The 12026-nt window shown below is 72.3% G+C and carries 12 protein-coding genes; 8 read left to right on the top strand and 4 right to left on the bottom strand.

Annotated features, from left to right (window positions below; translation table 11 throughout):
- Positions 1-497 precede the first annotated feature (497 nt).
- Entirely contained in the window at positions 498-1025 is a 528-nt protein-coding gene (locus ACIF8S_RS30245) for a DUF4190 domain-containing protein (RefSeq protein ID WP_400003351.1), read from the bottom strand.
- A gap of 536 nt (positions 1026-1561) precedes the next feature.
- Here ACIF8S_RS30245 and ACIF8S_RS30240 point away from each other — a divergent pair.
- Entirely contained in the window at positions 1562-2686 is a 1125-nt protein-coding gene (locus tag ACIF8S_RS30240; RefSeq protein WP_400003394.1) for an adenosine deaminase, read from the top strand.
- Between the two features lie 19 nt (positions 2687-2705).
- Entirely contained in the window at positions 2706-3398 is a 693-nt protein-coding gene (locus tag ACIF8S_RS30235; protein ID WP_400003349.1) for a glycerophosphodiester phosphodiesterase, read from the top strand.
- On the opposite strand, the gene ACIF8S_RS30230 is transcribed toward ACIF8S_RS30235, so the two are convergent.
- The 3 genes from ACIF8S_RS30230 to ACIF8S_RS30220 all read right to left on the bottom strand — a co-directional run bounded on the left by ACIF8S_RS30230 (position 3393) and on the right by ACIF8S_RS30220 (position 6030).
- Complete coding sequence (locus ACIF8S_RS30230) at positions 3393-3923, bottom strand: HXXEE domain-containing protein (RefSeq protein WP_400003393.1); 531 nt, start codon at positions 3921-3923, stop codon at positions 3393-3395. The two genes, ACIF8S_RS30235 and ACIF8S_RS30230, sit on opposite strands and share 6 nt — an antisense overlap.
- 24 nt (positions 3924-3947) lie before the next feature.
- The gene (locus ACIF8S_RS30225) at positions 3948-4481 is read right to left on the bottom strand and encodes a hypothetical protein (protein ID WP_400003347.1); all 534 of its coding nucleotides are present in this window, start codon (positions 4479-4481) and stop codon (positions 3948-3950) included.
- A 109-nt stretch (positions 4482-4590) separates the two neighbouring features.
- On the bottom strand, positions 4591-6030 hold the full coding sequence (locus tag ACIF8S_RS30220) for a gamma-aminobutyraldehyde dehydrogenase (RefSeq protein WP_400003345.1): 1440 nt from the start codon (positions 6028-6030) through the stop codon (positions 4591-4593).
- A gap of 203 nt (positions 6031-6233) precedes the next feature.
- Here ACIF8S_RS30220 and ACIF8S_RS30215 point away from each other — a divergent pair, with 203 nt between their 5' ends.
- The 6 genes from ACIF8S_RS30215 (at position 6234) to ACIF8S_RS30190 (ending at position 11977) form a co-directional block, all read left to right on the top strand.
- Positions 6234-6752 (top strand): Lrp/AsnC family transcriptional regulator, encoded by a 519-nt coding sequence (locus tag ACIF8S_RS30215; protein WP_400003344.1) that lies wholly within the window; start codon positions 6234-6236, stop codon positions 6750-6752.
- 2 nt (positions 6753-6754) lie between these two features.
- Positions 6755-8128 (top strand): aspartate aminotransferase family protein, encoded by a 1374-nt coding sequence (locus ACIF8S_RS30210; protein WP_400003342.1) that lies wholly within the window; start codon positions 6755-6757, stop codon positions 8126-8128.
- 242 nt (positions 8129-8370) lie between these two features.
- The gene (locus tag ACIF8S_RS30205; RefSeq protein ID WP_145829884.1) at positions 8371-9120 is read left to right on the top strand and encodes an ABC transporter ATP-binding protein; all 750 of its coding nucleotides are present in this window, start codon (positions 8371-8373) and stop codon (positions 9118-9120) included.
- Entirely contained in the window at positions 9102-10418 is a 1317-nt protein-coding gene (locus ACIF8S_RS30200) for a hypothetical protein (RefSeq protein ID WP_400003340.1), read from the top strand. Before ACIF8S_RS30205 ends, ACIF8S_RS30200 begins: the two co-directional genes overlap by 19 nt.
- Before the next feature lie 98 nt (positions 10419-10516).
- Positions 10517-10924: a VOC family protein gene (locus ACIF8S_RS30195; protein WP_349791837.1), complete on the top strand. Its 408-nt coding sequence runs from the start codon at positions 10517-10519 to the stop codon at positions 10922-10924.
- 354 nt (positions 10925-11278) lie between these two features.
- Positions 11279-11977, top strand: a complete 699-nt coding sequence (locus tag ACIF8S_RS30190) for an LAETG motif-containing sortase-dependent surface protein (RefSeq protein WP_400003338.1) — start codon at positions 11279-11281, stop codon at positions 11975-11977.
- Positions 11978-12026 lie beyond the last annotated feature (49 nt).

Genomic DNA, 12026 nt, shown 5'->3' with positions numbered 1-12026 from the left:
GCCACCGCCCCGGCGCGGGCAGCACCACTTCAGCGCCCGGTGCGGGCAGTCCGTGGCTGGGCGCGCAGTTCCCCGCGACCCTCGAGGGTGCTTCCGCCACGGCCGCGGAAAGCGCCCGCCACCGCCCCGGCGCGGGCAGCACCACTTCAGCGCCCGGTGCGGGCAGTCCGTGGCTGGGCGCGCAGTTCCCCGCGACCCTCGAGGGTGCTTCCGTCACAGCTGCCGAAAGCGTCCCCACCGTCCGGGCGCAGGCCGCACCACTTCAGCGCCCGGTGCGGGCAGTCCGTGGCTGGGCGCGCAGTTCCCCGCGACCCCTCAAGGGTGGTTTCGGCGAGACCGCTGGAAGGGCCCCACCGCCGGCTGCGGGCAGTCGTGCCACTGGGGCGATGGGGGTGCCTCCCGCTCGAGCGAAGCCGAGAGGGGGGAGGGCGGGCGCAGGCGGCACCTTGCGAGCACCGGGACGATCAACGGCGGACGGTACGCCGAGCCCCTCGGGTTCAGGTGACCAGCACGATCACGCCGAACGCAAGCGCCAACGCGCTCCCCACGGCCCCGCAGATCACCCCCGCCAAAGCCTGCCCCCCGTTCATCGCCTCGCCCCGATTCGCCCTGCCGCGCCCGATCGCCCCGAAGATCACCGCCAGGACGCCCAGCACGATGGCCACCGGCCACAGGCAGAAGCCTGCCGCCGAAATGATCCCGAGCACCATCGCGGTGACGCCCAGGCCGTTGTTCGGCAGGGGTGCCCCGCCCGCCCAGCCGGCGTACGCGTGGGCGCCCGGCGCGCCGGCCCACCCCGTGCCCGGGTAGCCGTAGGGCACCTGCCCCGGCCCCTCGGGGCCCATGGGCGGCGGGACGGGCGGCCCTGCGGCCGGCGGCGCGAACGGGTTGGCGGCCGGCGGGTGCGCGGAGGGCGGCACGGCGGTGGGCGCCGCCGAGGGACCGGCCCACGGAGTGCCGTACTGCGGGGGCGGGGCAGGGTTTCCCGCCGTCGGGAAGGACGTCACCGTCTGCTGATCGTGCACGGGGGGTGCGGCGGGCGCCGGACGGTCGTGGGCCGTGCCTCCCGAGGACGCCGTGGGTGCCGTAGGTGCCGTAGGTGCCGACCACGGCGAGGTCTCCCCCGCCACCACGGTCTCCCCCGGCCCTCCGGCCGCCGGACGGCCGGCTGCCGTACCGGGCGTCGACGGACGGTCCTCCGGCAGCGCCCACGGATCGACCGCGGCCGCAGGCGCAGGCGCAGGCGCAGGCGCAGGCGAGGACGCGTCGGCGGCCCCGGCCCCCGGCGCCGCACCCCGCGTCTGGGTGGTCCGCGCGTCCACCAGCGAGCCGTCCTGCGGAGCCACGTGCTCCGCCCCGCCGTCGGCCGGTGCCGGCCACACGCCAGGGGCGGACGAACCCGCCGGCGGCGTCCCGTCCCCCGTGTGGTCCCCGGCCCCCGGTGCCGGTGCGTCGTCGGACATGCGCTGCGACCCCTCCCTCGGACGAACCGTCATGCTACGGCCCGCGCCACGACCGCGCGTGCCCGGCCTACGATGATCCCCGCACCACCGATCAGCCGATCACCCGCGTCCCGCCGCGACCCGGCCGAGGACGCCGTTCCCGGGGAGGAACCTTGACCGACCACCTGGACACCGCGGCCACCGCCGAGCAGGTCCGCGACCTGCACCCCTTCATCGCGGGGCTGCCCAAGGCCGAACTGCACGTGCACCACGTCGGCTCCGCCTCCCCCCGTATCGTCTCGGAGTTGGCCGCCCGCCACCCCGACTCGAAGGTCCCCTCCGACCCCGAGGCCCTGGCCGACTACTTCACCTTCACGGACTTCGCGCACTTCATCGAGGTGTACCTGTCCGTCGTCGACCTGGTCCGCACCCCCGAGGACGTCCGCCTGCTGACGTACGAGGTGGCCCGTGAGCTGGCCCGGCAGCAGGTGCGGTACGCCGAGCTGACCATCACCCCGTTCTCCTCCACCCGCCGCGGAATCGACGAGCGCGCCTTCATGGACGCCATCGAGGACGCCCGCAAGGCGGCCGAGCGCGAGCTCGGCACCGTCCTGCGCTGGTGTTTCGACATCCCCGGCGAGGCCGGCCTCGAGGCCGCCGAGGAGACGACGCGGCTCGCGACGGACGACCGGCTGCGCCCGGAGGGCCTGGTCTCCTTCGGTCTGGGCGGCCCGGAGATCGGCGTGCCGCGCCCGCAGTTCAAGCCGTACTTCGACCGCGCGATCGCCGCCGGCCTGCGCTCGGTTCCGCACGCGGGCGAGACCACGGGCCCGGAGACGATCTGGGACGCGCTGAACGAGTTGGGCGCCGAGCGCATCGGCCACGGCACCAGCGCCGCGCGGGACCCGAAGCTGCTCCGGCATCTCGCCGAGCGGCGCATCCCGCTGGAGGTGTGCCCGACGTCCAACATCGCCACCCGCGCGGTCGCCACCCTGGACGAGCACCCGATCAAGGAGTTCACCCGGGCCGGCGTCCTGGTGACGATCAACTCCGACGACCCGCCGATGTTCGGTACCGACCTCGCCAACGAGTACGCGGTCGCCGCCCGGCTGCTGGACCTCGACGAGCGGGGCCTGGCGGACCTCGCCAAGAACGCGGTCGAGGCGTCGTTCCTCGACCCGGCCGGCAAGGCCCGGATCGCCGCCGAGATCGACACCTACACCACCGACTGGCTCGCCTCCTGATCCCCCGCGAAGGGCCACCATGCAGAACGTGACCGCCGTGGCCCACCGCGGCGACCCCTACCGCGTCCGCGAGAACACCCTCGCGTCCCTGCGCTCCGCCCTGCGGCGGGGCGCGGACGCGGTCGAGATCGACGTGCGCCTCACCCGCGACGGCGTGCCGGTGCTGCTCCACGACGCGACGCTGGAGCGCCTGTGGGACCACGACCGTCCCCTGTCGCTGCTCTCCTACGACGAGGTGCGCGGGATGACGGACGGCGGTGTCCCCACGCTCGCGGACGCGCTGGAGGTGACCGCCGACGGCCGGGTGATGATCGACCTGCCCGGCGCACCGGGTCCCCGCGCGGTGCGCCGGATCGTGGACGTCGTCCGGCAGCAGGGCGCCCAGGACCGCGTGTACTACTGCGCGGGCGCCCCCGCCATGCTCGCCGTACGGGAGGTGGACAAGGACGCGGAGATCGCGCTCACCCACACCTCCCACGCGCCGGTGCGCGCCGGAGTGCTGGAGGCGGTCCGGCCGCGCTGGCTCAACTACCGCTTCAGCCTGGTGGACCGGGCGCTCGCGGACCGCGTCCACCGCGACGGGTACCTGCTGTCCGTGTGGACCCCGGACACCCGCCGCTCCATGCGCCGCCTGGTGGCCGCGGGGGTGGACTCGATCACCACCAACCGCGTCGACGTCCTGTGCGCGCTGCGCGACCGCGTCACGTCATGACGACCGGCGCCGGGCCGCTGCGAGCAGCCTGCGCGCCACCAGGTGCGACGCGGCCGTCGCCGCACCGGCGGTCGCGAGGCCGGCCACCACCTCGCGGGGCCGCGTGGGGCGCAGCACACCGGCCTGCTTCAGCCGGCCACGCGCCCACAGCGTGAACGGCAGGACGACCAGCGGCGAGGTCACGGAGCCGGGGGTGTAGCCGCGTACGGCGGCGGCCTGGGCCAGGTGGACCACCCCGTGCAGCCCGAACCCGGTCAGCGCGGACTGGTAGAAGCCGGAACGTCCTCCGGTGAGCCGTCCGGCGGCCGCCGCGGTCCCGACGACCGCTCCCATCACGCCCACCGCCGCGGTGAACTCGGCCGCGCCCATGCTCTCGGCCCGCCGCCACACCCGCTCCGGCACCTGCGGGAACCGCTTCCTCAGCTGGGGCACATGGCGTCGCAACCAGCCCGGCACCGTGGCCAGTTCCTCGAGATCATGCACGACCCACGCACCCAGGAGCCCCCATGTGACGGCCCCGCCCACCTGTTCACCCGTCACGGCCCCAACCTATCGCGCGGGTACGGGCGTTGCTTCGGAAGCGGCCCCCGCCGTGAGCGCCTCCAGCCGCTTGATCCTGTTCCTGACGACGTACAGCGGGATCACCCCGAAGACCCCGAACGCCATGTCGATGACGCTCCACCAGAAGGGGATGCCGCGGACCGGTCCGCAGATCAGCGCGAGGGGGATGACGCCGGCGCAGGCGATCATGCCGAACTCCACGACCCAGATGTTGCGTACGGGATCGCGGTAGGGGCCGAGGAACGCGACCGCGATGACGAGGTGGGCGAAGGCCAGCCAGTCGGTGCCGTAGAGGAGGAAGGGGTGGTCGGCGTCGGCGGCGTCGAGTCCGTCCCGTACGCGCTCGATCCACTCCATCAGGCCGGGGAGGTGCTCCGGCGCGCCGAGGGACCGCAAGACCTCCTCGGTCCAGCGCAGTTCGTGCACCAGGGGGAAGGCCGTGGCGCCACTGAGCACCAGGCAGACGACGAAGAAGACCAGCCACACGCGGATGCCCTTGAGCAGGGCGGCTCTGTCGCTCATGGCAGGAGCGTACGCCGAGAGTTGAACATGTTCAAAAAGCATTCCGCCGCCGGACGCACGTCGGCCCCGGACGGTGCGGGTGCACCGTCCGGGGCCGACGTGTCGCGCGCTAGCCCTCGAGCGAGGTCATCACGTGCTTGACCCGCGTGTAGTCCTCGAAGCCGTACGCCGAGAGGTCCTTGCCGTAGCCGGACCGCTTGAAGCCGCCGTGCGGCATCTCCGCCACCAGCGGGATGTGGGTGTTGATCCACACGCAGCCGAAGTCGAGCGCCTTGGACATCCGCATCGCCCGGGCGTGGTCCTTGGTCCACACCGAGGAGGCGAGCGCGTACTCCACGCCGTTGGCGTACTGGACGGCCTGGTCCTCGTCGGTGAAGGACTGCACGGTGATGACCGGGCCGAAGACCTCCTTCTGGACGATCTCGTCGTCCTGCTTGAGGCCCGAGACGACGGTCGGCGCGTAGAAGTAGCCCTTGTCGCCGACCCGCTTGCCGCCCGCCTCGACGCGCGCGTGCGCGGGCAGCCGCTCGATGAAGCCCTCCACCTGCTGGAGCTGGTTGGGGTTGTTGAGCGGGCCGTAGAGGACGTCCTCGTCGTCGGGCATGCCCGTCTTGATGTCGGAGGCGGCCTTGGCGAGCGCGGAGACGAACTCGTCATGCACGGACTCGTGCACCAGCACGCGCGTGGCGGCCGTGCAGTCCTGGCCGGCGTTGAAGTAGCCGGCCTCGGAGATGCCCGCCACCGCCTTGGCGATGTCGACGTCCTCGAAGACCACGACCGGGGCCTTGCCACCCAGCTCCAGGTGGACCCGCTTGAGGTCCTTGGACGCGGACTCCGCGACCGACATGCCCGCGCGCACCGAACCGGTGATGGAGGCCATCGCCGGGGTGGGGTGCTCGACCATCAGGCGGCCGGTGTCACGGTCGCCGCAGACGACGTTGAAGACGCCCTTGGGCAGGATCGAACCGAGGATCTCGGCGAGCAGGACCGTGGAGGCGGGGGTGGTGTCCGAGGGCTTGAGGACGACCGTGTTGCCCGCGGCGATGGCCGGGGCGAACTTCCACACGGCCATCATCATCGGGTAGTTCCAGGGCGCCACCTGGGCGCAGACGCCGACCGGCTCGCGGCGCACGAAGGACGTCAGGCCCTCCATGTACTCGCCGGCGCCCTTGCCCTCCAGCATCCGCGCCGCACCCGCGAAGAAGCGGATCTGGTCCACCATCGGCGGGATCTCCTCGGTGCGGGTCAGCCCGACCGGCTTGCCCGTGTTCTCCACCTCGGCGGCGATGAGTTCCTCGGCCCGCTCCTCGAAGGCGTCCGCGATCTTCAGCAGCGCCTTCTGCCGCTCGGCCGGGGTGGTGTCGCGCCAGCCGGGGAAGGCCTCGGCGGCGGCCGCCATCGCGGCGTCGACGTCCGCGGCACCGGACAGCGGAGCCGTCGCGTACGCCTCGCCGGTCGCGGGGTTGACCACCTCGGTGGTCCGTCCGTCGGCGGCGTCCCGGAACTCACCGCCGATGTAGTTGCGCAGACGACGCAGCTCGGTGCTCACTGCAGGCCCTCCTGGTGTTCCTTGTGGGTGCCCGAGGTGTCGGGTCGAACGAAGAGAGGTGTCCAACCTCTGAGACACCCACCCTAGACGGACCGCTGACGTTTTCAACACCCCCACCTCCCCCGCATCTGCGAAATCCGCAAGCATCGCCTTCGTTAACAACGGATTTCATCGATCGAGCCTTGCGAAACTGTCGATACGTCGTGCACAGTGACCCCGTGGCCAGTCGAAGCGCAGACCCGAGGGACTCCCGCGAGTCCAAGAACGGCGGCGGACCGCAGTTGGACGCCGTCTCCCTCGCCATCATCGAGCAGCTCCAGGAGGACGGCCGTCGGCCGTACGCCGCCATCGGCAAGGCCGTGGGCCTGTCGGAGGCGGCCGTGCGCCAGCGGGTGCAGAAGCTGCTCGACCAGGGCGTGATGCAGATCGTCGCCGTCACGGACCCGCTCACCGTGGGCTTCCGCCGGCAGGCGATGGTCGGCGTCAACGTCGAGGGGGACGTGGAGGCCGTCGCCGACGCGCTGGCCGCGATGGCCGAATGCGAGTACGTGGTGATGACCGCCGGCTCCTTCGACCTGATGGTCGAGATCGTCTGCGAGGACGACGACCACCTCCTGGAGGTCATCAACAAACGCATCCGGGCCGTGCCCGGCGTGCGCTCCACCGAGAGTTTCGTCTACCTCAAGCTCAAGAAGCAGACCTACATGTGGGGAACCCGATAATCGTGAGCACCGACAGCCCCAAGGACCTCAGCAAGTCCGCGTACGACCACCTGTGGATGCACTTCACCCGCATGTCCTCGTACGAGAACGCGCCCGTCCCCACCATCGTCCGCGGTGAGGGCACCCACATCTGGGACGACAAGGGCAAGCGCTACCTCGACGGCCTGGCGGGCCTGTTCGTGGTGCAGGCCGGACACGGCCGCCAGGAGCTCGCCGAGACCGCCGCCAAGCAGGCGCAGGAACTGGCGTTCTTCCCGGTGTGGTCCTACGCCCACCCCAAGGCCGTGGAACTCGCGGAGCGGCTCGCGCACGAGGCGCCCGGCGACCTGAACAAGGTCTTCTTCACCACCGGCGGCGGCGAGGCGGTGGAGACCGCCTGGAAGCTCGCCAAGCAGTACTTCAAGCTGACCGGCAAGCCGACCAAGTACAAGGTCATCTCCCGCGCGGTCGCCTACCACGGCACCCCGCAGGGCGCCCTGTCCATCACCGGCCTGCCGGCCCTCAAGGCCCCCTTCGAGCCGCTCGTCCCGGGCGCGCACAAGGTGCCGAACACCAACATCTACCGGGCGCCGATCCACGGCGACGACCCCGAGGCGTTCGGCCGCTGGGCCGCCGACCAGATCGAGCAGCAGATCCTCTTCGAGGGCCCGGACACGGTCGCCGCGGTCTTCCTGGAGCCCGTGCAGAACGCGGGCGGCTGCTTCCCGCCCCCGCCCGGCTACTTCCAGCGGGTGCGCGAGATCTGCGACCAGTACGACGTGCTGCTCGTCTCCGACGAGGTCATCTGCGCCTTCGGCCGGCTCGGCACCACCTTCGCCTGCGACAAGTTCGGCTACGTGCCGGACATGATCACCTGCGCCAAGGGCATGACCTCGGGCTACTCCCCCATCGGCGCGTGCATCGTCTCGGACCGGCTCGCCGAGCCGTTCTACAAGGGCGACAACACCTTCCTGCACGGCTACACCTTCGGCGGCCACCCGGTGTCGGCGGCGGTCGGCGTCGCCAACCTCGACCTGTTCGAGCGCGAGGGCCTCAACCAGCACGTGCTGGACAACGAGGGCGCGTTCCGCTCGACCCTGGAGAAGCTGCACGACCTGCCGATCGTCGGCGACGTCCGCGGCAACGGCTTCTTCTACGGCATCGAGCTGGTCAAGGACAAGGCGACCAAGGAGTCCTTCGACGCCGACGAGACCGAGCGCGTGCTGTACGGCTTCCTCTCCAAGAAGCTGTTCGAGAACGGCCTGTACTGCCGTGCCGACGACCGTGGCGACCCGGTCATCCAGCTCGCCCCGCCGCTGATCTCCAACCAGGAGACGTTCGACGAGATCGAACAGATCCTGCGCGCGACGCTCACGGAGGCGTGGACCAAGCTGTAGGCCGACGAGCTGATCGCGGACGTAGGCCGTCCGAGGTACCGATCTTCCCTTTGAATGATCAACACCGGCCCCGGTGCCGCCGTTGGAGTGAGAAACGGCGTCCCGGGGCCGCGTGCTGTCCGGCCGCCCGCCACCGCCTGCCTAGCGTGCCCAGTGACCGATCGGCCCGCCCTTCGTTCCCCCGGACGGGGGATAAACCCGAAGAGCGCACGGCATTTCCGATCCGAACCGAGGTGTACGCCATGGTGGCCCCACCGGACAACGACGTGCTCTGGGCGCGTGCCCTGCACTTCCGGCACGACGACGGCTCACCCGGCCTGAGCGGGGTCTCGCTCGGCGTCCGGGAGGGCGAGATCCTCGCGGTCTCAGGCCCGCGCGGCAGCGGCAAGTCGACGTTGCTGCGCTGTCTGTCCGGCCTGGTGCCCGCGAACGACGGCGAGGTCTGGTTCAACAGCGTGCCGGTGCACACCATGGGCCCGGCGGCCCGGGAACGGCTGCGCCGCGACCGCTTCGGCTGGATCGACCCGGCGCCGGTCCTGGTGCCGGAGCTGAACGTCTGGGAGAACGCCGCCCTCCCGCTGATGCTGCGCGGCACCGGACGCCGGCGCGCCAAGGTCGCCGCCCTGGAGTGGCTGGAACGCCTCGACATCGGTGACCGGGCGCGCAAGCACCCCACGGAGCTGACGCACGCCGAGCGCCAGCGCGCCTGCATCGCCCGCGCGCTCGCCCCGGCGCCCTCGGTGCTGTTCGCCGACGAGCCGACGGCCCCGCTGCACCGCGTCGACCGCGCCCACGTACTGCGCACGCTCACCACCGCGGCCCGCTCGCACGGCATCACCGTGGTCCTCGCGACCCACGACAGCCAGACCGCCGCGCTGGCCGACCGCACGGTGTCGCTGCTCGACGGGCGGTGCGTGCGCACCGTCCACCTCCCCCCGGTCTCCGGACCGGCCGAGTCGGAAGGCCGGGCGGCGTGCTCGCTCTCCGTCTGAGCCTCGGGGCCCGGCCCGCCGTCCAGGTGCGGAGGCTCCTGGTCGCCGGCGCCTCGGCCGGCACGGGCTTCCTGCTGCTGAGCGCCCTGGGCCACGCGCTGACCCACCCGGACCCGTCCGCCTCCGCGCTGCGGCTGGCCTGGTGCGCCGCCCCGCTGGCGGCCACGGTGTACCTCGCGGTCGCGGTGGCCCGCACCGACCCGGCCACCCGGCCCCGGCCCGGTCTGTCCGCGGTCGGTCTGGGTCCGGTCAAGCTGACGGCGATCTCCGCCGCGACCACGGCGCTGTCCTGCCTGCTGGGTTCCGCGCTGGCGCTGCTCGTCTTTCTCCAGCTCCGCGGCGACCTGACGGGCATGCCGCTGGGCGGGGGCGCGCGGGAGTTCCTGGCCGCCGGCCGGCCTCTGCCGATGCCGGCCACGCTGACGCTGCTGGCCCTGGTGCCGCTGAGCGCGGCGGCGGCCGTGGCGGTGGCCCTGCGGCCGCGCGAACCGGTCACGGGAGCCGGCCGGGCGGGCCGGGTGTACGGCAGGTTCGGTGCGTACCGGCGCACGGCGATGCTCGAATCCTTCGGCGCCTACGGGCGGTTCGGCCGCCAGCTGGGGGCCGCCGCGCGCGGCCGGCGCACGGCCGGGGAGCAGCAGGGTCCAGACGCCGAGTCCGCGGCGGGGCCCGGCCCGGAGCCCGCCGACGGGTCCGGGGCCGTCGTGCCGCCCGTCGTCCCGACCGCGGCGCCGTCCGGACTGCCGTGGGGCGTCGCGGTGCTCGCGGTAGGTCTGGCGGTGGAGGCGCTGACGAGCCGTACCGGCTCCGGGGAGGGCCCGGCGGCGTTCCTCGGTCTCGCCCTGACGTGCCTCGGCCTGGCCCTCGTCGGCCCCGGGCTCGCCCATCTGTGCGGCAGGCTGCTGCAGGCGGTCCGCCCGGGCGCGCTGCGGCTGCTGGCCGGACGGGTGCTGATGACGGAGGCCACGCGCATCGGCCGCCCGCTCGGCGTGGTCTGCGCGGTGGTGGCGGCCGCGTACGCCATGGCGTCGCTGCACGACCGCGAGGACCCGTCCGCCGGTCCGCTGGTGGTGCTCGGCGTGCTGCTGGTGGCGGGCTGCACGGTGGCGACACTGCTCACGGCGGCCGTCGAGGCGAAGCAGGCGCACTCCGGCACCACCGAGTCGCTGCGCCGCCTCGGGGCGCCCGCGGCGACCCTGCGCCGGGCCGCGGCCGTGCGCGCGGGCGCGCTGCTCGCCCTGTTCGGCCCGCTGACGGTGGCCGTGGCCGAGCTGTCGGCCTGGCCGCTGGGCGGCTGAGAAGAAGTCGAAGAAACTTTCCCCGCTCGCGATGAGTTCCGCGCGGGCGGCCGGTCTACCCCCTCGAACGACACCGGATGAACGGGAGAGGCCCCGCCATGTACCAGCAGATGATCTTCGTGAACCTGCCCGTCGAGGACATCGACGCCTCGAAGAAGTTCTTCACGGCGCTCGGCTACGAGATCAACCCGCAGTTCAGCGACGAGTCCACGGCGTCCGTCGTGATCAGCGACACGATCGTCGCGATGCTGCTGACCAAGGACAAGTACGCGCAGTTCACGAAGAAGGAGATCGTGGACGCCCGCACCAGCAGCGAGGTGCTGGTCGCGCTGAGCGCCGAGAGCCGCGAGAAGGTCGACGAGCTGGTGGACAACGCCCTCGCGGCGGGCGGCACGACCGCCGGCGAGACCCAGGACCTCGGCTTTATGTACGGCCGCTCCTTCGACGACCTCGACGGCCACACCTGGGAGGTCGTGTGGATGGACCCGGCCGCCGTGCAGGGCTGACACACCGCCACCGCGTGACCCGGCCCGGGCGGGCGCTCGAAAGAGCCCCCGACCGGGCCGTCGTCATGACCGGCCGGTGCGGCGCGCAACCAAAACACTTCGGACACCGTCTTCACACTGCCGCTTCCCGCACGGCCGGTGACCGTTCCCGGCCGCGTCGGCCGGATCGGGCCGGTCCAGCGGGCGTTGAAACGTCCGGGTGGTTAACAAAAAGGCAAAGCCCGGTCCACCGGTAGGCATATGCGTTGACACTACTTATGCGGCGCTTATAGACCTGGGAGCCTCATGGGAGTGCTGAGCTTTCATCAACCCTCCCTCAACCCCCCGCATTTGCGCTTCATGTAAAGGACAAACGTGGCAGTTCTGTCCGTATCACGCCGCTCCGTCACCCGCTCCGTGCGCGCCCTCGGTGTCGTCTCCGCGTCCGCGGCGCTCGCGCTCGGTGTCGCCGGTAACGCCGCGGCGTGCAACATCAACGAGTTCTCGGCCGAGGCGAAGTGCGACGGTGACAAGGGTGTCATCACCGTCACCGACGTCGACCCGGCCGGCGTCCCGGCCACCGTCACCGTGTTCCTCCAGAACAACGGCGCCGACATCGAGAAGGTCGGCGAGCAGGTGGTCAAGGGCTCCAAGGAGGGCACGACCATCACCTTCGAGGAGGACTGGAAGCCGAACGCCGTCTACCGCATCCACGTCTCGGCGAAGCCCTACGTCGACGAGGACATCAAGCCCAACCTGACCACGCCGTCGATGCCGTGCAAGGAGGACGAGGAGGAGCCCCCGGCCCCCGAGCCCACGCCGTCGGTGACGTCCTCGGCCCCGGCCGAGGAGAGCGAGGAGCCGAGCCCGGCGCCGTCGGAGAGCGAGAGCTCCGCCCCGCCGGCCGACACGTCGGACAACGCGCCCTCCCCCGCCGGTGAGTCCAACCTCGCCGAGACCGGTGCCAACTCCAACACCGGTGTGATCGCCGGTGTGGCGGCCGCCCTGGTCGCCATCGGTGGCGGCGCGGTCTTCTTCGGCATGCGCCGCCGCGGGGCGAACAGCCAGCGCTGACGCCTCACGGAACCACGTGCGGCCCGTCCCCTCCGGGGGCGGGCCGCTC

It is taken from the genome of Streptomyces sp. NPDC085937 (assembly GCF_044540535.1).
In the GTDB taxonomy this organism is placed as follows: domain Bacteria; phylum Actinomycetota; class Actinomycetes; order Streptomycetales; family Streptomycetaceae; genus Streptomyces.
Note: the sequence above shows the minus strand (reverse complement) of the source record. Positions and strands in the feature narration are given on the sequence as shown.